The organism is Escherichia sp. 20412-1 (assembly GCF_003027595.1).
GTDB lineage: Bacteria > Pseudomonadota > Gammaproteobacteria > Enterobacterales > Enterobacteriaceae > Escherichia > Escherichia marmotae.
The window spans coordinates 31,766-51,820 of sequence record NZ_PYQM01000004.1 but is presented as its reverse complement, the minus strand read 5'-3'; the positions used below and the strand labels follow the sequence as shown (position 1 = coordinate 51,820).

At 51.9% G+C, this 20,055-nt stretch carries 24 protein-coding genes; 7 read left to right on the top strand and 17 right to left on the bottom strand.

Translation table 11 applies throughout. The features are described 5' to 3' along the window. Positions 1-21: 21 nt before the first annotated feature. The 3 genes from C7B16_RS04615 (at position 22) to C7B16_RS04605 (ending at position 2,653) form a co-directional block, all read left to right on the top strand. Positions 22-717 (top strand): phosphohydrolase, encoded by a 696-nt coding sequence (locus C7B16_RS04615; protein WP_107179412.1) that lies wholly within the window; start codon positions 22-24, stop codon positions 715-717. Between the two features lie 66 nt (positions 718-783). Continuing rightward, positions 784-2,202 (top strand): DNA-cytosine methyltransferase, encoded by a 1,419-nt coding sequence (gene dcm, locus C7B16_RS04610; protein ID WP_001157228.1) that lies wholly within the window; start codon positions 784-786, stop codon positions 2,200-2,202. Then, a complete protein-coding gene (locus C7B16_RS04605; RefSeq protein ID WP_107179411.1) occupies positions 2,183-2,653 on the top strand; it encodes a very short patch repair endonuclease in 471 nt (156 codons plus the stop codon). Before dcm ends, C7B16_RS04605 begins: the two co-directional genes overlap by 20 nt. Here the strand turns inward: C7B16_RS04605 and yedA are convergent. Continuing rightward, positions 2,642-3,562, bottom strand: a complete 921-nt coding sequence (gene yedA, locus C7B16_RS04600; protein WP_001212246.1) for a drug/metabolite exporter YedA — start codon at positions 3,560-3,562, stop codon at positions 2,642-2,644. The genes C7B16_RS04605 and yedA overlap by 12 nt on opposite strands. A gap of 172 nt (positions 3,563-3,734) precedes the next feature. Here yedA and C7B16_RS04595 point away from each other — a divergent pair, with 172 nt between their 5' ends. The 3 genes from C7B16_RS04595 to dgcQ all read left to right on the top strand — a co-directional run bounded on the left by C7B16_RS04595 (position 3,735) and on the right by dgcQ (position 6,800). After that, positions 3,735-4,652: a DUF808 domain-containing protein gene (locus C7B16_RS04595; RefSeq protein ID WP_000922674.1), complete on the top strand. Its 918-nt coding sequence runs from the start codon at positions 3,735-3,737 to the stop codon at positions 4,650-4,652. A gap of 78 nt (positions 4,653-4,730) precedes the next feature. Beyond that, positions 4,731-4,913: a YodC family protein gene (locus tag C7B16_RS04590; protein ID WP_000011632.1), complete on the top strand. Its 183-nt coding sequence runs from the start codon at positions 4,731-4,733 to the stop codon at positions 4,911-4,913. A gap of 192 nt (positions 4,914-5,105) precedes the next feature. After that, positions 5,106-6,800 carry a cellulose biosynthesis regulator diguanylate cyclase DgcQ gene (dgcQ, locus tag C7B16_RS04580; RefSeq protein WP_016248837.1) on the top strand — a complete coding sequence of 565 codons (1,695 nt, stop codon included), beginning with the start codon at positions 5,106-5,108 and terminating at the stop codon, positions 6,798-6,800. On the opposite strand, the gene C7B16_RS04575 is transcribed toward dgcQ, so the two are convergent. Together C7B16_RS04575 and yodD are read right to left on the bottom strand one after the other, a co-directional pair. Then, entirely contained in the window at positions 6,797-7,612 is an 816-nt protein-coding gene (locus tag C7B16_RS04575) for a mannosyl-3-phosphoglycerate phosphatase-related protein (protein WP_105267899.1), read from the bottom strand. The genes dgcQ and C7B16_RS04575 overlap by 4 nt on opposite strands. A 296-nt stretch (positions 7,613-7,908) precedes the next feature. After that, complete coding sequence (gene yodD / locus C7B16_RS04570; protein WP_001516578.1) at positions 7,909-8,136, bottom strand: peroxide/acid resistance protein YodD; 228 nt, start codon at positions 8,134-8,136, stop codon at positions 7,909-7,911. Between the two features lie 162 nt (positions 8,137-8,298). Between yodD and dsrB the strand changes: the two genes are divergently transcribed. Next, positions 8,299-8,487, top strand: a complete 189-nt coding sequence (gene dsrB / locus C7B16_RS04565) for a protein DsrB (protein ID WP_000867217.1) — start codon at positions 8,299-8,301, stop codon at positions 8,485-8,487. Between the two features lie 43 nt (positions 8,488-8,530). Here dsrB and rcsA read toward each other — a convergent pair whose 3' ends face one another. From rcsA to fliF, 14 genes are all read right to left on the bottom strand, one after another. After that, a complete protein-coding gene (gene rcsA, locus C7B16_RS04560; RefSeq protein WP_000103995.1) occupies positions 8,531-9,154 on the bottom strand; it encodes a transcriptional regulator RcsA in 624 nt (207 codons plus the stop codon). Positions 9,155-9,443: 289 nt separating this feature from the next. Further along, positions 9,444-10,229: a flagellar biosynthetic protein FliR gene (fliR, locus tag C7B16_RS04555; RefSeq protein ID WP_107179410.1), complete on the bottom strand. Its 786-nt coding sequence runs from the start codon at positions 10,227-10,229 to the stop codon at positions 9,444-9,446. Positions 10,230-10,237: 8 nt separating this feature from the next. Then, positions 10,238-10,507, bottom strand: coding sequence for a flagellar biosynthesis protein FliQ (gene fliQ / locus C7B16_RS04550; RefSeq protein ID WP_000187358.1), 270 nt, complete (start codon positions 10,505-10,507; stop codon positions 10,238-10,240). Between the two features lie 10 nt (positions 10,508-10,517). Beyond that, the gene (gene fliP / locus C7B16_RS04545) at positions 10,518-11,255 is read right to left on the bottom strand and encodes a flagellar type III secretion system pore protein FliP (RefSeq protein ID WP_001253435.1); all 738 of its coding nucleotides are present in this window, start codon (positions 11,253-11,255) and stop codon (positions 10,518-10,520) included. Then, positions 11,255-11,620, bottom strand: a complete 366-nt coding sequence (fliO, locus tag C7B16_RS04540) for a flagellar biosynthetic protein FliO (RefSeq protein ID WP_001059112.1) — start codon at positions 11,618-11,620, stop codon at positions 11,255-11,257. Before fliO ends, fliP begins: the two co-directional genes overlap by 1 nt. A gap of 2 nt (positions 11,621-11,622) precedes the next feature. Then, entirely contained in the window at positions 11,623-12,036 is a 414-nt protein-coding gene (gene fliN / locus C7B16_RS04535) for a flagellar motor switch protein FliN (protein ID WP_107179409.1), read from the bottom strand. Continuing rightward, positions 12,033-13,037, bottom strand: coding sequence for a flagellar motor switch protein FliM (gene fliM / locus C7B16_RS04530; RefSeq protein ID WP_001516574.1), 1,005 nt, complete (start codon positions 13,035-13,037; stop codon positions 12,033-12,035). The genes fliN and fliM overlap by 4 nt, the downstream gene beginning before the upstream one ends. Positions 13,038-13,041: 4 nt before the next feature. Further along, complete coding sequence (gene fliL, locus C7B16_RS04525; RefSeq protein ID WP_000133098.1) at positions 13,042-13,506, bottom strand: flagellar basal body-associated protein FliL; 465 nt, start codon at positions 13,504-13,506, stop codon at positions 13,042-13,044. Between the two features lie 104 nt (positions 13,507-13,610). Further along, on the bottom strand, positions 13,611-14,738 hold the full coding sequence (locus C7B16_RS04520) for a flagellar hook-length control protein FliK (protein WP_107179408.1): 1,128 nt from the start codon (positions 14,736-14,738) through the stop codon (positions 13,611-13,613). Beyond that, complete coding sequence (gene fliJ, locus C7B16_RS04515; protein ID WP_000807573.1) at positions 14,735-15,178, bottom strand: flagellar export protein FliJ; 444 nt, start codon at positions 15,176-15,178, stop codon at positions 14,735-14,737. Before fliJ ends, C7B16_RS04520 begins: the two co-directional genes overlap by 4 nt. 18 nt (positions 15,179-15,196) lie before the next feature. Next, positions 15,197-16,570 (bottom strand): flagellar protein export ATPase FliI, encoded by a 1,374-nt coding sequence (gene fliI / locus C7B16_RS04510; protein WP_000213265.1) that lies wholly within the window; start codon positions 16,568-16,570, stop codon positions 15,197-15,199. Then, complete coding sequence (gene fliH, locus C7B16_RS04505) at positions 16,570-17,256, bottom strand: flagellar assembly protein FliH (RefSeq protein WP_001282686.1); 687 nt, start codon at positions 17,254-17,256, stop codon at positions 16,570-16,572. The genes fliI and fliH overlap by 1 nt, the downstream gene beginning before the upstream one ends. Then, positions 17,249-18,244 (bottom strand): flagellar motor switch protein FliG, encoded by a 996-nt coding sequence (fliG, locus tag C7B16_RS04500; RefSeq protein WP_000067961.1) that lies wholly within the window; start codon positions 18,242-18,244, stop codon positions 17,249-17,251. The genes fliH and fliG overlap by 8 nt, the downstream gene beginning before the upstream one ends. After that, positions 18,237-19,895: a flagellar basal-body MS-ring/collar protein FliF gene (fliF, locus tag C7B16_RS04495; protein ID WP_085449024.1), complete on the bottom strand. Its 1,659-nt coding sequence runs from the start codon at positions 19,893-19,895 to the stop codon at positions 18,237-18,239. The genes fliG and fliF overlap by 8 nt, the downstream gene beginning before the upstream one ends. Between the last annotated feature and the right edge of the window lie 160 nt (positions 19,896-20,055).

The following is a 20,055-nucleotide window of genomic DNA, read 5'->3' as shown; positions in this document are numbered from 1 at the left end:
CTCATTTGCAGCGGAGCGTGTATGGATTTACAACACTGGCAGGTACAGTTTGAAAACTGGTTTAAAAACCATCAAACGCACCAGGACGTGACCCATGACCTGTGTCATTTTCGTCGTGTCTGGGCGACAGCGCAGAAACTGGCGGCAGATGAAGACGTCGATATGCTGGTCATTTTAACCGCCTGTTATTTTCACGATATTGTGAGCCTGGCGAAAAATCATCCGCAACGGCAGCGCTCCTCATTACTGGCGGCAGAAGAGGCGCGTCGCATTTTAAGTGCGGAATTTGTCGATTTTCCGCCAGAGAAAATAGACGCCATTTGCCATGCTATCGCGGCACACAGTTTCAGCGCACAAATTACACCTTTAACGGCGGAAGCCAAAATCGTGCAGGATGCAGACAGGCTGGAAGCCTTAGGCGCGATTGGTCTGGCGCGAGTGTTTGCGGTCTCAGGCTCGCTGGGTGTGGCGCTGTTTGACGGTGAAGACCCGTTCGCGCAGCATCGCCCGCTTGATGATAAACGCTACGCGCTGGATCATTTCCAGACTAAGCTGCTGAAACTACCGCAAACCATGCAAACGACAAAAGGTAAACAACTGGCGCAACACAACGCCCGTTTTCAGGTGGAGTTTATGGCTAAACTCAGCGCTGAACTGGCGGGCGAGAATGAAGGTGTGGATCATGACGTGATTCGTGCCTTTTCTCCTGCAGGCTGACCGCGTGGCCCTAAACTGAAGTAATTATGTTAACCTGTCGGCCATCTCAGATGGCCGGTTAAATCTATGCAGGAAAATATATCAGTAACCGATTCATACAGCACCGGGAATGCCGCACAGGCAATGCTGGAGAAACTGCTGCAAATTTATGATGTTAAAACATTGGTGGCGCAACTTAATGGTGTGGGTGAGAATCACTGGAGCGCGGCGATTTTAAAACGTGCGCTGGCGAATGATTCGGCATGGCACCGTTTAAGTGAGAAAGAGTTCGCTCATCTGCAAACGTTGTTACCCAAACCACCTGCACATCATCCGCACTATGCGTTTCGTTTTATCGATCTGTTTGCCGGAATTGGTGGCATCCGTCGCGGTTTTGAGTCGATTGGCGGTCAATGCGTGTTTACCAGTGAATGGAATAAACATGCGGTACGCACCTACAAAGCGAATCATTATTGCGACCCGGCTACGCATCACTTTAATGAAGATATCCGCGACATTACCCTGAGCCATAAAGAGGGCGTGAGCGATGAAGCAGCGGCGGCACATATTCGTCAGCACATCCCTGAACATGATGTTTTATTGGCCGGTTTTCCTTGCCAGCCGTTTTCCCTGGCTGGCGTATCGAAAAAGAACTCTCTTGGTCGCGCGCACGGTTTTGCCTGCGATACCCAGGGGACGTTGTTTTTTGATGTGGTACGCATTATCGACGCCCGCCGTCCGGCGATTTTTGTACTTGAAAACGTCAAAAACCTGAAAAGTCACGACCAGGGCAAAACGTTCCGCATCATCATGCAGACGCTGGACGAACTGGGCTATGACGTAGCCGATGCAGAAGATAATGGCCCGAACGATCCGAAGATCATTGATGGCAAACATTTTTTACCGCAGCACCGTGAACGCATTGTGCTGGTGGGTTTCCGTCGCGATCTTAATCTGAAGCAAGATTTTACCCTGCGTGATATCAGCGATTGTTTCCCTGCGCAGCGAGTGACGCTGGCGGAGTTGCTGGATCCGATAGTCGAAGCGAAATATATTCTGACGCCGGTGCTGTGGAAGTACCTCTATCGCTATGCGAAAAAACATCAGGCGCGCGGTAACGGCTTCGGGTACGGGATGGTTTATCCGAACAATCCGCAAAGTGTCACGCGCACGCTTTCTGCCCGCTATTACAAAGATGGCGCAGAAATTTTAATCGATCGCGGCTGGGATATGGCAACAGGTGAGAAAGACTTTGACGATCCGCAGAATCAGCAACATCGTCCGCGTCGGTTAACACCTCGTGAATGCGCACGGTTGATGGGCTTTGAAGCGCCGCATGAAGCGAAATTCCGCATTCCGGTTTCTGACACTCAGGCCTATCGCCAGTTCGGCAACTCGGTAGTCGTACCGGTCTTTGCCGCGGTGGCAAAACTGCTTGAGCCAAAAATCAAACAGGCGGTAGCGTTGCGTCAGCAAGAGGCACAACATGGCCGACGTTCACGATAAGGCCACGCGTAGCAAAAATATGCGCGCGATTGCCACGCACGATACAGCAATCGAGAAGCGCCTGGCCAGTCTGTTAACCGGACAGGGGCTGATGTTTCGCGTTCAGGGTGCCAGTCTACCCGGACGTCCGGATTTTGTCCTCGATGAGTATCGCTGCGTGATATTTACCCACGGCTGCTTCTGGCACCATCATCATTGCCATCTGTTCAAAGTTCCTGCCACACGAACGGAGTTCTGGCTGGAGAAGATAGGTAAAAATGTCGAGCGCGATCGTCGTGATATTAATCGATTGCAGGAACTCGGCTGGCGTGTATTGATTGTCTGGGAGTGTGCGTTACGTGGGCGAGAGAAGTTGACGGACGCGGCGCTGACCGAGCGTCTGGAAGAGTGGATCTGCTGCGAGGGTGCCAGCGCGCAGATCGACTCTCTGGGGATTCATTTACTCGCTTGATGTGTCCTGAATGACGGGGGCGACAACGGGTTTTGCAGGAAAGAGATATTTCCCCAGCGTTACCAGCACCACCGCGAAGACAATCACGCCCAGTGCCAGCCATTCAATCCGCGATAGCGTTTCGCCACCCAGCCCCGTACCCAGTAATACCGCGACCACCGGGTTAACATAAGCGTAGCTGGTCGCCAGGGCCGGGCTGACATTGCGGATTAAATACATATAAGCGTTGATGGCGATGATCGAACCAAACAGCGCCAGATAGCCGACCGCCAGGAAGCCCGAAAGAGAAGGGAGCGCCGTCAGTTTTTCACCCGCAATCATCGATGCGATCATTAACACCACGCCTGCCGCCAGCATTTCAATGGCTCCCGCCATCATCCCCACTGGCAGAGTGATTCGTGAGCCATAAACTGAACCAAATGCCCAACTCACAGACCCGATCAAAATCAGGATCGCGCCCCACGGATTGCCGCTTAAATTACCGCCACTGTTGAGCATGATGATCCCCGCTAACCCAATGGCGATGCCAAGCCACTCCAGTTTGCGCGTTTTTATGCCAAACAGGCGGCTGAAGCACAGGGTAAAGAGTGGCACCGTTGCCACCACCACGGCGGCAATGCCGGAAGGGACGTTTTGATGTTCGGCTACCGTTACCATGCCGTTACCGACAGCCAGCAGTAACAGGCCAATAAGCGCGGCATTAAGCAGTGGACGTAGCGGCGGCAATTTGTGCCCGCGCAGCAGTAAAAATGCCATTAGTAAAATACCGGCTGCCAGAAAGCGCACGCCCGCCATCATTAACGGTGGCCAGCTTTCTACCCCAATCCGAATGACAAAATAGGTTGAGCCCCAAATGATATACAGCGCAAACAGTGCGCCAAAAAGCGGTAACAACTGGCGGAAACGCATAATCCCTCACGATGGAAATAAAAAGGCGGTTCATAGTAAACGTGAAAATCATTTCACTGGCGAGAGATATAATCGTAATTGATTGTTAATAAAATGTTGACTTGTGAAGCAAGTATCAGACAAGCCGATTTTGCTTCATACTTAGCACCGTCAACAATAAAAATGAGAGGGAATGCTTTTGGCCGGGAGTAGTTTATTGACGTTGCTCGATGATATCGCCACTTTGCTGGACGATATCTCCGTGATGGGCAAGCTGGCGGCGAAGAAAACCGCTGGTGTATTAGGGGATGACTTGTCGCTCAATGCGCAACAAGTTTCAGGTGTGCGTGCCAACCGGGAATTACCCGTGGTCTGGGGCGTGGCGAAGGGATCGCTCATCAACAAAGTGATTCTGGTGCCGTTGGCGCTGATCATCAGTGCGTTTATCCCGTGGGCGATTACACCGCTGTTGATGATTGGCGGTGCATTTCTCTGCTTTGAAGGGGTAGAGAAGGTGCTGCATATGCTGGAGGCGCGTAAGCATAAAGAGGATCCGGCACAGAGTCAGCAGCGTCTGGAAAAACTGGCAGCGCAGGATCCGCTGAAGTTCGAAAAGGACAAAATAAAAGGGGCGATTCGTACCGATTTTATTTTGTCTGCGGAAATTGTCGCTATCACGCTGGGGATTGTGGCGGAAGCGCCGTTGCTTAATCAGGTGCTGGTACTTTCAGGGATCGCACTGGTGGTTACCGTGGGCGTCTACGGTCTGGTGGGGATCATCGTTAAGATTGATGATCTGGGTTACTGGCTGGCGGAAAAATCCAGTACGGTTATACAGGCGCTGGGCAAGGGGTTATTGATTATCGCGCCCTGGCTGATGAAAGCGTTATCGATCGTCGGCACGCTGGCGATGTTTCTCGTCGGTGGTGGCATTGTGGTACATGGTATTGCGCCGCTACATCATGCTATTGAACATTTCTCCGGGCAGCAGAGTGCGCTGGTGGCGATGATATTACCGACTGTTTTAAATCTGATTCTTGGTTTTATCATCGGTAGCATCGTCGTATTGGCAGTGAAAGCAGTAGCGAAAATGCGCGGTCAGGTACATTAATATTCTCACTGGCTGGTATGCAAAATTCGCCATTCTCGACTAAGGTGAACAAGTTTCACTCGAAAAAAGGAGGCGAGTATGAGCTTTGTGGTGAGTGAGGAAGTAACGGTTAAAGAGGGCGGCCCGCGGATGATTGTTACCGGGTATTCCAGCGGCATGGTTGAGTGTCGCTGGTATGACGGTTACGGCGTCAAACGGGAAGCCTTTCATGAAACTGAGCTTGTTCCGGGGGAGAAGAGTCGTTCATCGGAAGAAGTTTAAAAGCGTATAATTAACACCAGGGCAGATAAGGCGTTCACGCCGTATCCGGCGATTGTGCCAACGTTGGCATTGAAAGCCTGATGCGACGCTGGCGCGTCTTATCATGCCTCGTTATAAAAATATTGTTGTTTGGCGGTACGCTATTGCCAGGTTATGCCAGAATCATAAGAAAGCAGGTTGGGAGTTGTCAGGGTGCTGCACGAGACAGAAATGGAAAACCAGAGCTGGCTGAAAAAACTCGCGCGCCGCCTGGGGCCTGGTCATGTCGTTAATCTCTGCTTTATTGTGGTGTTGATCTTCTCAACTTTACTCACATGGCGTGAAGTCGTCGTACTGGAAGATGCCTATATTTCAAGTCAGCGTAACCATCTGGAAAATGTTGCCAACGCGCTTGATAAACAACTGCAATATAACGTTGATAAGTTATTATTTTTGCGTAACGGGATGCGCGAAGCCCTCGTTGCGCCGCTCGATTTCACCTCTCTGCGCAATGCCGTTACCGAGTTCGAACAACGTCGCGATGAACATGCCTGGCAGATAGAACTCAACAGACGACGTACCCTGCCGGTAAATGGCGTCTCTGATGCGTTAGTCAGCGAGGGGGATCTGCTTTCTCGCGAAAATGAATCCCTGGACAACGAAATTACCGCCGCGCTGGAAGTCGGTTACTTGCTGCGACTGGCGCACAACTCCTCGTCGATGGTTGAACAGGCGATGTATGTCTCGCGCGCCGGATTTTACGTTTCTACGCAGCCGACGCTGTTTATGCGAAGTGTGCCCGGGCGTTACTACGAATTTGTCACCCAACCCTGGTTTATCGGTCATTCACAACGAGAAAACCGCCAACGTGCGGTGCGTTGGTTTACCTCTCAGCATGACCATAACAATGTTACTGAACCACAAGTCACTGTAAGCGTGCCGGTTGACAGCAATAATTACTGGTATGGCGTGCTGGGAATGAGTATTCCCGTGCGTTCAATGCAGCAATTTTTACAAAATGCTATCGATAAAAATCTCGACGGTGAATATCAACTCTACGACAGTAAACTGAAATTATTGACCTCTTCCAACCCGGAGAATCCTACCGAAGATCTCTTTGATCCTCGCGAACTGGCATCACTTGCGCAGGCCATTGAACACGATACGCGCGGTGGAATCCGGATGAACAGTCGCTATGTTAGCTGGGAACGGCTGGATCATTTTGACGGGGTATTAGTGCGAATCCATACGCTTAGCGAAGGTGTGCGTGGTGATTTCGGCAGTATCAGCATTGCATTAACCCTGTTGTGGGCGCTCTTCACAACCATGTTACTTATCTCCTGGTATGTGATTCGCCAGATGGTCAGCAATATGTTTGTCCTGCAAAGCTCGTTGCAATGGCAGGCGTGGCACGACACTTTAACCCGCCTGTATAACCGTGGCGCACTGTTCGAAAAAGCGCGTCCGCTGGCCAAAATGTGCCAGACACACAAACATCCTTTTTCTGTCATTCAGGTCGACCTTGACCATTTTAAAGCGATTAATGACCGCTTTGGTCACCAGGCGGGCGACCGTGTGTTGTCACATGCTGCCGGATTAATTAGTCGTTCATTACGACCCCAGTATGTTGCCGGACGGGTTGGTGGTGAGGAGTTTTGTGTGATTCTGCCTGGCGCCAGCCTGGAGCAGGCAAAAGAAGTTGCCGAACATATTCGTCTGAAGCTGAATGAAAAAGAGATGTTGATTGCCAAGAGCAAGACTATCCGCATCAGTGCTTCATTGGGGGTGAGCAGCAGTGAAGAAACCGGTGATTATGATTTTGAACAATTGCAATCGCTGGCCGATCGTCGGCTGTATCTCGCTAAACAAGCAGGACGTAATCGGGTCTGCGCCAGTGATACCCCTTAACGGACGGTAAAAAAGTGATCCAACCCCTCGCGCCAGCCATCAGGACCTTCTCGCTGCGTTCGCCAGACACGAGGCGGATCCTCATTTTGCAGATGAATGCCTTCCCGGTTTAGCCCTTTCACAATGACCGCGTAATCCATCACTTCCAGTAATGGCGCGTCATTTGGACCATCGCCTAAGCCAAGCGTCGTCGGACGTTCTCCGCCTGATTGTTGATATGCCGCGATGATCCAGTTGGCGGCCTGATCTTTTCCGGCAGAGGCGTCCAACACATGCCAGAAGCGAGCGCCCTGGACAAACTGCAACCCTAACTCGTTCAGGCGAGCGGTAAATTGCGTCATTTGCTCGTTACTGTCGCGCCAGATGAGCGTGACCGAGGCTTCATGCAATTGCGTCAGCGCCGCCTGGCTACGGCTTAATCCAGTCCATTCAGCAATGGTTGTCTCATCGACATCATCAAAAGTGGTGAATTTGAAATGTTCTTTCTCGCGTAACGTATTCAACACCAGACTGATTTCACTATGGGCAATACCCGAGATGATACGGGGGAAACCATCTATATCTTGCCATTGATGATCCAGTTGGATCACCGCTCCGTTTTCGGCAATCAGCGGCAACCCTTGCAGACCCAGGATTTTTTGCAAGTACAGCATTTCCGCCGACGTTTTACTGCTGCAGAGAATCACTGGAACGTCTGCTTCTCGTAAACGGTTTAGCCAGGGAGCGGCAGGCTGCCAGTCATAGCTATGACTGTCCAACAGGGTGCCATCGAGATCGGTGAAAATCAGCAGTGGTTGTTGAATTGAAATCATGGTAGCGCATACTCCCTTTACCAGGATGTTTCTCAAAATAGCACGATTTGTATTTGATCATTTTTTGGGAGCGATCCCGCCCGTAGCAGAGGCCATAAGGGGTGACGAAAGTCACAATTTCATTCATTAGTGATATTAATCATTCATGCAAAGAATATTTCCTTGTCAGCGAAAAAAATTGCAGATAAGGTGATGAACACATCAGATTTCCTGGTGTAACGAATTTTTTAAGTGCTTCTTGCTTAAGCAAGTTTGATCCCGACCCCCACAAGGGCCGGGATTTTTTTATGTCGCATTTAGCGGTTTACTTCCGAGACGCTAAAGTCATGAATATCCAGTTCAAAGGCATCCGCTAATTCACGCCATGTATGGTATTCACGACCATCGATACTGACGTGTTCTGAATCACTCTGGCTGCGATGAACTTCGCTTTCGCTAATTTCATTGATCGCCGCCAGCAGGGCATCGACATCGACGCTGACCTCACGTTTTGCGGTATCGCTGTACTCTTTTGCGGTTTTCATCATCTTTCCTCGCAACCGTTACTCATTTGATGCTGCTGGCCGTGATACACGCCTGGCATCTTTTAAGTATAGACCGTCGAGAAAATCAGCACTCGCGCTCATCCGGCGCTGCCAGCAAAAAGAAATTGTTCTACACTGGCACAAAGCCACAGGAGGAAAATGATGAAGGTGAATGATCGGGTAACAGTCAAAACGGATGGCGGTCCGCGTCGTCCTGGCGTGGTACTGGCAGTTGAGGAGTTTAGTGAAGGCACAATGTACCTGGTTTCGCTGGAAGACTACCCGCTCGGCATCTGGTTCTTTAATGAGGCAGGGCATCAGGACGGTATCTTTGTGGAGAAAGCAGAGTAATTTCATTCAGCCTGACTGGTGGGAAACCACCAGTCAGAATGTGTTAGCGCATGTTGACAAAAATACCATTAGTCACATTATCCGTCAGTCGGACGACATGATAGATAACCTGTTTATTATGCGTTTTGATCTTACGTTTAATATTGCCTTTATGCGATGAAACGGTCTTGGCTTTGATATTCATTTGGTCGGAGATCTGAATGGTTCCCTGACCAGCCATCCACATTCGCAACATACTCGATTCGGTTCGACTCAATGATAACGTCGGCATATTTAAAACAGTGGCCATTGTTGTCTCTTTTTTCAGAATATCGCCAAGGATATCATCGAGAGATTCCGGTTTAATTGATTTAGAACTAATCAATAAATTTTTTCTGACCAACAGATATTCATCAAAATGAACATTGGCAATTGCCATAAAAACGATAAATAACGTATTGGGATGTTGATTAATGATGTGCTTGATACGCTGACTGTTAGAAGCATCGTGGATAAAACAGTCCTCATTAATAAACACCACTGAAGGGCGCTGTGAATCACAAGCGATGGCAAGGTCATCAACGGTTTCGATGTCGTTGATTTCTCTTTTTTTAACCCCTCTACTCAACAGATACCCAGTCAAACCTAGCCGGGTGTAACTACATAAATCCATAATAATCGTTGACATGGCATACCCTCACTCAATGCGTAACGATAATTCCCCTTACCTGAATATTTCATCATGACTAAACGGAACAACAAGCATCACCTAATGCGGCACTCTCGCGATTTTTCAGGCGGACTTACTATCCCGTAAAGTTCTTTATAATTTGCCTGGAATTGTCTTAAAGTAAAGTAAATGTTGTGATATGTGAGTGAGACTAAAATAAATATTGCGCCAGCGGAGTATCCTGGAAGATGTAGCCTGATTTTATTTTTCGGATAATCCTTAGGATAACACGATAAACATTACGGAATCATATTGCTGGAAATTCGCTAATAATATCGGCAAGCAAATTAAAAATTTCACTGAATAAATGTTCGCAAAACGGAGCAATTAACGGCATTAATGCTGCCATTAATGAAATACCGACCGTCAGAGTTAATGGAAAACCGATAACGAAAATTGATAATTGCGGAGCCATACGATTAAGTAATCCCAGCGCCAGATTCAGTGTCAGCAGCAGGGTAATAATCGGTAATGCCAGCATCAATCCGTTGAGAAAAATTAAACTTCCTGCTTTGGTGAGCGCCAGAAACGCATTGTTGTTAAGCGGCTCGCCCCCAATAGGCAGAGTGTGAAACGTATCGACCAGCAGCGAAATCAACCATAAATGGCCGTTAAATGTCAGGAACAACAGCAGAGCCAGCATATCCATAATACGCGCCAGAACGGGCATATTAAGATGGCTGCCTGGATCGACGAATGTCGCAAATGAAAGCCCCATTTGCAGACCGATAATTTCTCCAGCAGTTCGCACAGCGGCAAAGGCAAATTGCATGGTAAACCCAAGGGCAATGCCAATCAGGATTTGCTGCACCGCCAGCCACAGGGCATGGAACGAAAAAACGGGAACATCGTTGGCTGGTAATGCCGGGGTAATAGCGAAAGTGATCATCATCGCGAGTCCCAGTTTCACCCGTTTCGGTATACTACGTTCGCTTAAAATGGGCGCGGTGGAGATCAGCGCCAGCACGCGCAGCAATGGCCAGAAATACAGACTTAACCAGGAAAGCCATTGTTCGCTTGTTACCTGCAACATAGCACGCGCTACCCGATGATATACGGCAGGTTAGTGAACAAGGTGCGGACGTAATCCAGCAACAGGTTGAGCATCCACGGCCCGGCAATAATAATGGCGATAAATACGGCGATGATTTTCGGAATAAACGATAGCGTCATTTCGTTAATCTGCGTGGCAGCCTGCAAAATGCTGATAATAAGGCCAGTCACCAGCGCCACCAGTAGCAGCGGGGCGGCCAGCGCCAGAGCGACTTTCATCGCTTCCGTCCCCATCATCATGACCGATTCAGGTGTCATTTTGCCCTCTCTAACTATAAAAGCTCTGCGCCAGCGAACCGACCAGCAATTGCCAGCCATCCACCAGCACAAACAGCATCAGTTTAAATGGTAGAGCAATGGTCGCGGGGGGCACCATCATCATCCCCAACGCCATCAACACGCTGGCGATCACCAGGTCGATAATCAAGAAAGGAATGAAAATCGTGAAGCCTATCTGGAATGCGGTTTTCAGCTCGCTGGTCACATAGGCCGGTAGCAAAATGCGCATCGGCACGGCTTCCGGTCCCGGCAAGGGGCTGGTATTTGCCAGTCTGGCAAACAACCCTAAATCTGCCTCGCGGGTCTGACGCAGCATAAACTCACGCAGCGGTTGCGCCCCTTTTTCCAGCGCCTCCTGCATTGAGATTTTCTCTTCGCTGAATGGCTGGTACGCATCGACATAAATTTTGTCGATAACCGGTGACATAATAAAAAAGGTCAAAAACAGCGCCAGTCCCAGCAATACCTGGTTGGGCGGGGCGGAGGGGGTTCCCAGCGCGTTACGCAGTAAACCAAAAACGATGATGATGCGAGTGAAACTGGTCATCATCAGTAAAATCGCCGGAATAAACGTCAGCGAGGTGATGAACACCAGCGTCTGCACCGGAAGCGACCAGCTTTGTCCTCCGCCAGGCAGCGGTTGGCTGGTGATGCCAGGCAGTTGCGCAAAGGCGAGGGGGCTGACCAGCCAGAGAAGAGCAGGAGCGACAGATAACAGACGACGCATCAGGATCTCCCGTTACGCTTGAGCAAATTTTTCATTAGCGACTGGAAATCGGCCTGTGGCATCTCTTCCGTTGGCGCAGAAGGGGGAAGTTTATGCAACAGATTGATTTGCCCTGCGGTGACGCCGAGTACCAGTCGTGCATCTTCCACATCGATCACCACTACCCGCTCGCGCGCGCCAAGTGAAGCGCTGGCGCTGACTCTTAACCCGCGGGCGTCGCTGCGTTTGGCGGCAAATCCCAGCCGTTTCACCAGCCACGCTGCAGCGAGAATCAGGACAATAATGGCAATTAATGCGCCACTCACCTGCAGGAGCGGCGCGGTGGAAACCGGCGTGGTTGGTTGCACGGTGGCGTGGTTATTCATCACTAACGGCTCAGGCGGCGCATCCGCTCAGACGGGGTAATGATATCGGTGATCCGCACGCCATATTTATCGGCAACGACCACAACTTCGCCCTGGGCGATTAAATAGCCATTGATCAGAATATCCAGCGGTTCGCCAGCCAGACCGTCCAGCGCCACCACTGATCCTTGCGTCAGGCGCAACAGCTCTTTGATAGTCATTCGTGTGCGACCCAGTTCGACGGTCAGTTTGACCGGAATATCCATAATCAGGTCGATATCCTGCAATGTTCCACTGACGTCGCCGCCGCCGAGCTGTTGGAACACCGCCTCAGTGGCGCTTTTGCCGCTGGTTGATTTTTGTTCGTTCAACGCTTCAGCCCACAGATCGTCCATTGCGCCGTTGTTGTCATCGGCCGGATTATTCAAGTCACTCATTTGGGCTGTTCCTCGTTCAGAGAATTCAAAATCGGGTTAATCAAATGTTCTATCCGTAACGCATACTGGCCATTGATGGTGCCGTACTGGCTGGTCAGCACCGGAACGCCGTCAACGTGCGCGATGATACGATCGGGTTTTTCTATCGGCAGGACATCGCCGGGTTTCAGTTTCAAAATCTGCGACAGGCGCAGCGAAATATCGGCAAAGTTGGCGATCAACTCCAGTTGTGAATGCTGTACCTGACGCACCAGATTATCGCGCCAGTTCTGATCTTCATTACGCGAGTTTTCCAGTGGCGGGTTAACCAACAATTCCCGCAGCGGCTCGATCATGCTGAATGGCAGGCAGATATTAAATTCACCGGTCAGGTTGCCAATTTCGACATGAAAAGGCGTATTAACCACAATGTCGTTTGGTGAGGTGGTGATATTGGTAAATTTCACCTGCATTTCCGAACGTACATACTCGACTTCCAGCGGATTAATCGCCTTCCAGGCGTCGCTATAGCCTTCAAGCGCCAGCTTTAACATGCGGTTGATGACGCGCTGTTCGGTATGGGTAAACTCGCGACCTTCCACTTTGGTAGGGAACCGACCATCGCCGCCAAACAGGTTATCCACGGCAATAAACACCAGGCTTGGCGAGAACACCACCAGTCCTGTGCCGCGCAGCGGTTTCAGGTGGATAAGGTTAAGGTTGGTCGGCACCGGCAGGTTGCGGGCAAATTCATGATATGGCTGGATACGGATCGCCCCGACGGTGATGTCCGGGCTACGACGCAGCAGGTTAAACAGCCCCATGCGGAAATGTCGGGCAAAACGTTCATTAATGATTTCCAGCGCCTGCAAACGTTCGCGCACAACCCGTCGTTGCGTATTGGGATCGTAAGGCCGAATGTCATTGTCGCTGGTCACGCCGGAAGTCGGTTCGTCTTTGACCTCGCTGTCGCCATTCAACAGTGCATCAATTTCAGCTTGAGAAAGAATACTATCGCCCATGTCGTTATCGCAGAATAAAAGCGGTATACAGCACGTCGGTGACATCCTGTTTCGGTTGCCCGGCAACAAGCGGGGTGGAGAGTATGGCTTTAATCGCGGCAATCAGCTTTTGCTTGCCTTCTTCGGTTGCCAGCACGGCGGCATCCTGACGCGAAAACAGTAACAGCAAGCGACTACGAACTTCCGGCAAATACTCGCTCAGGCGCGAACGGGTGGTTTCATCTTTTAGTCGCAGAGTAATACCGATATAAAGCACACGATCCGCATCGCCCAGGTTGACCGTAAAAGTGTCCAGTGCGTAGAAGACCGGTGAGGGCATGACATGTTGCTGCGCATTGTCGTCAGTCGCCGCCTGATGCGAGTGCCAGTAGCTGTACCCCGCGCTGGCGCAGGCCGCGAGAGTAATGAATACCAGAATCGGGAACCAAAGCGATCGCTTGCTTTTCTTGCTTATCGCGTAATCAGTCATGTGTTGCGGTCTTCCTGTGTCGCTACTGCTTATCGGTTAATTATCCTGTGTCTTGATCGCGACAAAGCGGGGAAAAGACGCAGATTAAGGGGGTACCTCTGACGTTAGGCGAAAATATCAACGCCACTGTTGCCTGCTACACGCCCTCGTAAAGAGGCAGAAATTGGCAGTGCATCGTCATCTTCGCCAGCCTGGCGTTCATGGTTTATTGTGCGCTGGCCTTGCTGTTGCTGAGACGCTGCCTGTTGCTGACCGCTAGAACTTTCGCCGCTGATATTGCTCTGCCCCAACTGAATACCGCTTTCTGCCAGTTGTGTACGCAGTACCGGAAGAGCCGCTTCCAGGGCGGCGCGCACGTGCTGATGCGGCGAAACCATCTGGATTTGCGCCTGGTTGTCATCCACTTTGAGGGAGATGTGCACTTCACCTAAATCCTGCGGGTGCAAACGCAATTCAGCGCTTTGTTGCCCCTGACGGGTAAACAGTGAAATATGTTGGCTTAAGGATTGTTGCCATTCATGGGAACCCAGCGGGGCACTCAAAACAGGCGCTGCGACGGTGGGCAGAGGCTGCATCTGGTGTGGAGTGATTAGCGGGCTGGCAGCAGCAGTCACTGGCGAAGGCGTGCTGATGACTTCCGCTTTGCTCTGGGCTTCAGCTACCAGCGGTGTTAATGGCTGGACTGACGCTTCAGCGGTGTCGCCAGGCTGTGCTGTTGTGCGTTGCGCAGAAGTCAGTTTTGTGGGGTGTGCTGGCTTTTCTGTCGGTAACACGGTTGATGGTGTGTCAGTTACTTTGGGCGTATTGTCAAAACCCGGCAACATTGCGAAAAGGGCGCTCAGGCTGGCCGCGGCGTCTTCATTAAGATCATCCGCTTTTTCGTCTTTTGCCGTGTCTTTGTCTGGCACCGCAGCCAGCGTAATCGCCTGAGCGGTGATTAATGGTGTTGATGTGGATTGTTCGTCGTTGATGACGGGCTGTGTTCCATCCACAGAGATCCGTAAATCTGGTTGTTGCGCGTCGTTCTGAATATCGCTGACCAGCGGCTCGACTTTGATGACAAGTTTATCTGTCGCCACCAACAATGGGGGCGTAGATTTGTTGTTTGTTGTCTCGCCTGCTAATGCTCCGCTCAACAAAACGAGAAAATCTTGTGCGTTATCGGTGGCTTTACCGCCGGACAGCGTGGTGGTGTCAACGTCAGCGGTAATCAAGGGCGCTAAGCGAATCATTCTGGTTTCCTCATGGCGGCGCGCTGGGCAAACTCATCCATCTTTTTCTGATCGAGGCGGTTTTCTGCTAACAGTGCCGCCGTGGATTGCCGTTCCTGCAGTGTCTGCCAGGCCTGCAAACGTTGTTTCTTTTCCCGCCAGTTATTCAGGGCAACATCAACTTTCTGTGTCCACTGTGTAAGTTGCTGGTGGTGCTGAGTAATGGCTTTTTCCAGCGTCTGGATAAATTGCTGATAGTTAATCCAGCGATTGCTGGTCATTCCTGCACTCATATCGCTATTCAGGTTGTTACGATATTCATTCTGATAATCGATCAGCATTTTGAGTTGCTCTTCTGCCTGCTGGCATCCGCGACGCATTTCACCCAACAGTCGTGCGGCGTTATCCACCTCTTTTTCTGCCAGATCTTTCAGGGTCGCCAGTGCGCCATGTTCTGCCATCTGCTGTTATCTCCTGAGTTATGACACCGTTGGGAAAATGTGCTCCAGCCCCTGGAGAGAGTCTTCCCAGTCCGCGCGTTCAAAAATGCCTTGTTGCAAATAGCCCTCAAGCTGCGGCCATAAGGCGATGGCTTTATCGAGCATGGGATCGCTGCCTTTGGCATAAGCACCAACGCTGACCAGGTCGCGGTTGCGCTGAAAACTCGACAGCAACTGTTTGAATGTGCGCACCCGCGCGTAATGTTGCTCGCTGATCAGTGCTGTCATTGCACGGCTGATTGACGCTTCAATATCAATTGCCGGATAGTGTCCGGCTTCCGCCAGACGACGAGACAGTACGATGTGCCCGTCGAGGATCGCCCGCGCGGAGTCGGCAATCGGATCTTGCTGATCATCACCTTCGGTGAGCACGGTATAAAAAGCGGTAATCGAGCCGCCGCCGCTGATGCCGTTTCCGGCACGCTCGACCAACGCCGGTAGTTTGGCGAATACCGATGGAGGATAGCCTTTGGTGGCAGGCGGTTCGCCAATCGCCAGCGCAATTTCACGCTGAGCCATCGCGTAGCGGGTGAGGGAATCCATAATTAGCAACACATGCTGACCCCGATCGCGAAAATCTTCGGCAATGCGCGTGGCATAGGCGGCACCTTGCATTCGCAGGAGCGGAGAAACATCGGCTGGTGCGGCAATCACCACCGAGCGCGCACGCCCTTCAGCACCGAGGATATTCTCAATAAAATCTTTTACTTCGCGTCCACGTTCACCAATTAAACCAACGACAATCACATCTGCACGGGTGTAACGCGCCATCATCCCCAGCAACACACTTTTGCCGACGCCGGAACCGGCAAACAGCCCCATACGCTGCCCGCGTCCGACGGTAAGCAGGGCATTGATTGGACGCACGCCCGTATCCAGCACGTGCTCAATCGGCGTACGTTGCAATGGGTTAAACGGCGGGGTAATTAATGCACCGGTTTCAGTCGTATCGGGAGAGGGCTGGCCGTCGAGTGGTTTACCGCTACCGTCCAGAACGCGACCTAACAACGCCGGACCGAGCGGTAATTGCTTGCCGCTTTGCAACCCTTGTGGGGAGATGTTTTTGGCATAAACGCGTGCGCCAGGCAGTACACCTTCCACTTCCTCCAGCGGCATTAAAAACAGCCGTTGACCGTTAAAGCCAACCACTTCGCTTTCCACTTCGTGAGTTTCAGCGCCGTTCTGGCGTTCAATCACACAGGTTGCGCCGAGCGGTAGTTGTAATCCGGTGGCTTCCAGCACCAGCCCGGTGGCGCGGGTTAATCGCCCGTAGCGGCGTACCGCAGGAAGTTGCGCAATTTTGGCTTCAAAGCTATCCAGCGAGGTTAACCAGCGTGTCAGGCGAGTGGTCATCACACCACTCCAGGTGCTGCCAGACGGCAGAGTTCTTGCCAACGGGTGGCGACACTGGCATCGAGATCGCCTTCATCGGCAGAGACTTTACAGCCGCCGGGATGCAGAGTTGGATCGCCGCGCAACCGCCAGCCGTGCAGGCTTAACGTTGCGCCAAGCATCTCATCGACGCGTTGCAGGTCATCCGGATGCACGCGTAACTGTGGTTTGCCGCTGAATAACGGTTCCTGCTGTAGCAACTGCTGGATCTGTTTGATCAGTGCCTGGCTGTCCACCGTGGGCGTCTGACCGATCACCTGACGCGCCGCCTCCAGAGCCATTTGCATCAGCCGCGAAGCTATCACGCTATCCAGCGCGTCAAGGGTGGTCTGGAATTCGCTGACTAGTTGCTGCATCCGCGCATGAATCGGTGCTTGCTGAGATTTCGCCTGCACCAGTCCTTGTTCCAGCCCCTGTGCCAGACCCTCCTGATAGCCTTGTTCATGGCCTGTCTGGCGACCTTCGGCAATCCCCGCCTGATAACCTTGCTCGTGAGCCTGCATTTGCAGTTGTGCCAGTTGTTGTTCAAGGCTGGGTTCGATCTCTTCAGTGACGGTTTCTTCCGGCTCCATCAGCGGCACAAACTCTGCCTGTGGCGGCGCAAGATCGTCAGGCGTCCAGGTTTTCCACGGCAGGTTATCAGACATAGGTGTCCTCGCCGCTGCCAATCACCATTTCGCCGGTTTCGGCAAGGCGGCGCACAATCAGCAGAATCGCTTTCTGCTCGTTCTCCACCTGCGACAAACGTACCGGACCACGGTTGGCGAGGTCGTCGCGCAGGATATCGGCGGCGCGTTGCGACATATTGCGCAGGAACTTCTCGCGCAGTGGCTGTTCGGCACCTTTCAGGGCGATCAGCAGCGATTCGGAATCCACTTCCTGCAACAGACGCTGGATACTGCGATCGTCGACATCCACCAGATTTTCGAACAGGAACATTTCGTCGATGATTTTCTGCGCCAGCTCACCGTCAAATTCACGCACGGCGGTAATAACCGCCTCTTCCTGCTGGGTTTTCATCAGGTTGATAATTTCGGCTGCTGTTCTCACGCCGCCCATTTTGCTGCGTTTGAGATTCTGACCGTCGAGCAGACCATTCAGCACTTCGGTCAGTTCCGCCAGCGCGGCAGGCTGTACACCGCCAAAGGTGGCGATACGCAGCATCACGTCGTGACGCAGACGTTCATCGAACAACGCCAGAATATCGGCGGCCTGGGCGCGCTTCAGATGTACCAGAATGGTGGCGATAATCTGTGGATGTTCATCGCGAATAAGATCGGCGGCACTCTGCGGCTCCATGAAGTTGAGCGTTTCTATGCCGCTGGCGGTGTCGCGGGTTTCGAGAATATCTTCCAGCAGGCTGGCGGCACGCTCTTCGCCCAGCGCTTTCACCAGCACCGAACGCAGATAATCGTTGGCGTTAATATTCAGGGCGGCGAACTGTTCAGCTTCTTGTTCAAACTCCGCCAGCACTTCAGTTAACTGTTTATTGGAGATCTGCGTGACATTTGCCATCGCTGCGCTCAGGGTTTGCACTTCGCGCTGGGAGAGGTGCTTGAACACTTCAGCCGCCCGATCTTCGCCAATGGTCATTAGCAAGATGACGCTTTTATCGGTGCCTGTCAGGTTACTCATGATCGTTATTTATCCACTGGCGAATGACCAGCGCTACTACGCGCGGATCGTTATCAGACATGTCACGGATACGCTGGCTCATTACTTCCGCTCCCAGACGTTGGTTAGCACGGCGTTGCTGCAATTGTTCGTCTTTGCTGAGGCGTACTTCCACCGCATCTTCCACTTCCTGGCGAGCCTGTGGCTGCTGTTGTACGGCGCTCGCCGCCTCGGTGCGGCGTGTTAACTGCGGGCGTACCGCTTTACGCCACAGCAGCCACGCCACCAGTAGCACCAGCAACCAGCGACCGGCAGCCAGCAGTTGATCGATAAACACTTGTTGTTGCCAGAACGGCAGTTCTCCACCGCTTTCGTCACCGCTGTTGAAGGGGGAGTTGACGACATTGAGTGAATCGCCGCGCTTTTCAGAAAAGCCCATCGCCTCGCGGGTCAGATCTTCAATTTGCTTCATCTGTTCGGCGCTCAGTGGCAGCGGTTTACCATCCGGCAGCGTTTTGTAATTCACCACGACGGCGACCGACAAACGTTGCACGTCGCCTACGTTCATTTTGGTATGACGAATAGTGCGATCGACTTCGTAGTTGCTGGTTTCATTACGCTGGGTGCTGCGCGGGCCGCTATTACTGGTGGTGCTTGTTTGTTGCTGACGGTTGTTTTGATTTGCCGGAGGCGTACTGATTGGCGCGTTATTGGCAGGCGCAGGCTGATTCGATAATGCGCCAGGCACGCCGCCAGGGTAACCGGAACCGCTTTGTTCGCTCTCATTCAGTTGACGGGAACGGAGCGCTGCCTGTGACGCATTGCCATTAGGGCGATACTGTTCTTCGGTTTGCTCTTTACTGGCGAAATCCAGTTGTGCCGTCACCTGAGCGTGAATATTGCCGTTGCCGACAACTGGTGACAGGATCGCTTCAATACGCCGCTGAATGCGACCTTCGACATCACTGGCATATTTTAACTGGACGTCATTAAGATCGCGCCCGCTGGTGCTGGACTGGGTTAACAGATGCCCACCCTGATCCACCAGCGTGACGTTACCCGGTGGCAATCCGGCTACCGCACTGGAAACCAGATGCACAATGGCACTGATTTGCCCTTCATCCAGCGCGCGACCAGGTAAAAGATTTACCGTCACTGATGCCGAAGGGGATTTTTGTTCACGGACAAATAAAGACGGTTTCGGCATCGCCAGATGCACGCGCGCTCCTTTTACCGGGCCGATAGTTTCGATGGTACGGGAAAGTTCACCTTCCAGCGCTCGCTGATAATTCACCTGTTCGCTGAACTGGCTGATACCAAACTTTTCCTGATCGAGCAGTTCAAAACCGACCGCGCCGCCTTTAGGCAAGCCTTGCTGTGCCAGACGCAGACGTAGCTCGTGAACTTTATCTGCCGGAACTTCAATCGCGCCGCTGGCTTCGCTGAAGCGGTAAGGAATATTCATTTGTGTCAGTTGGCTGACGATCGCACCGCCATCCTGATCGGAAAGATTGCTGAATAACGTGCGGTAATCAGGGGCTTTTGCCCACAGAATTAACGCGACCATCACTGCAACCGCCGCGGAAGCAGCAACAACCAAAGGTATTTTCGGATTTGCGCGCAGGCGATTAAGCCACTCAAGAGATTTTGTCTGGGCTGCAGTCGCATTCATCGCGCACCTCGTGGCAGATGATAGACAGCGGTATTGGCAAAGTGGAACAAGACGCACTCCCGGGTCAGCAAACTCGAAAAATTAACGGCCTCATTATTTGTGGTTTTATTTTTTTCTATGCGCCAATTAACCCATTTTTTTGTCTCTATTTAGCGCCTTT

Coding starts and splice junctions, on each gene's coding strand:
- C7B16_RS04590 (WP_000011632.1), top strand. CDS start 4,731: ATGAGCTTTGTGGTGAGTGAGGAAGTAACGGTTAAAGAGGGCGGCCCG.
- C7B16_RS04615 (WP_107179412.1), top strand. CDS start 22: ATGGATTTACAACACTGGCAGGTACAGTTTGAAAACTGGTTTAAAAAC.
- C7B16_RS04575 (WP_105267899.1), bottom strand. CDS start 7,612: ATGATTTCAATTCAACAACCACTGCTGATTTTCACCGATCTCGATGGC.
- fliQ (WP_000187358.1), bottom strand. CDS start 10,507: ATGACACCTGAATCGGTCATGATGATGGGGACGGAAGCGATGAAAGTC.
- C7B16_RS04595 (WP_000922674.1), top strand. CDS start 3,735: ATGCTTTTGGCCGGGAGTAGTTTATTGACGTTGCTCGATGATATCGCC.
- fliP (WP_001253435.1), bottom strand. CDS start 11,255: ATGCGTCGTCTGTTATCTGTCGCTCCTGCTCTTCTCTGGCTGGTCAGC.
- fliF (WP_085449024.1), bottom strand. CDS start 19,895: ATGAATGCGACTGCAGCCCAGACAAAATCTCTTGAGTGGCTTAATCGC.
- rcsA (WP_000103995.1), bottom strand. CDS start 9,154: ATGTCAACGATTATTATGGATTTATGTAGTTACACCCGGCTAGGTTTG.
- fliJ (WP_000807573.1), bottom strand. CDS start 15,178: ATGGCAGAACATGGCGCACTGGCGACCCTGAAAGATCTGGCAGAAAAA.
- fliR (WP_107179410.1), bottom strand. CDS start 10,229: ATGTTGCAGGTAACAAGCGAACAATGGCTTTCCTGGTTAAGTCTGTAT.
- yedA (WP_001212246.1), bottom strand. CDS start 3,562: ATGCGTTTCCGCCAGTTGTTACCGCTTTTTGGCGCACTGTTTGCGCTG.
- fliH (WP_001282686.1), bottom strand. CDS start 17,256: ATGTCTGATAACCTGCCGTGGAAAACCTGGACGCCTGACGATCTTGCG.
- fliI (WP_000213265.1), bottom strand. CDS start 16,570: ATGACCACTCGCCTGACACGCTGGTTAACCTCGCTGGATAGCTTTGAA.
- fliL (WP_000133098.1), bottom strand. CDS start 13,506: ATGACTGATTACGCGATAAGCAAGAAAAGCAAGCGATCGCTTTGGTTC.
- dsrB (WP_000867217.1), top strand. CDS start 8,299: ATGAAGGTGAATGATCGGGTAACAGTCAAAACGGATGGCGGTCCGCGT.
- yodD (WP_001516578.1), bottom strand. CDS start 8,136: ATGAAAACCGCAAAAGAGTACAGCGATACCGCAAAACGTGAGGTCAGC.
- fliO (WP_001059112.1), bottom strand. CDS start 11,620: ATGAATAACCACGCCACCGTGCAACCAACCACGCCGGTTTCCACCGCG.
- C7B16_RS04520 (WP_107179408.1), bottom strand. CDS start 14,738: ATGATTCGCTTAGCGCCCTTGATTACCGCTGACGTTGACACCACCACG.
- fliN (WP_107179409.1), bottom strand. CDS start 12,036: ATGAGTGACTTGAATAATCCGGCCGATGACAACAACGGCGCAATGGAC.
- fliM (WP_001516574.1), bottom strand. CDS start 13,037: ATGGGCGATAGTATTCTTTCTCAAGCTGAAATTGATGCACTGTTGAAT.
- C7B16_RS04605 (WP_107179411.1), top strand. CDS start 2,183: ATGGCCGACGTTCACGATAAGGCCACGCGTAGCAAAAATATGCGCGCG.
- fliG (WP_000067961.1), bottom strand. CDS start 18,244: ATGAGTAACCTGACAGGCACCGATAAAAGCGTCATCTTGCTAATGACC.
- dcm (WP_001157228.1), top strand. CDS start 784: ATGCAGGAAAATATATCAGTAACCGATTCATACAGCACCGGGAATGCC.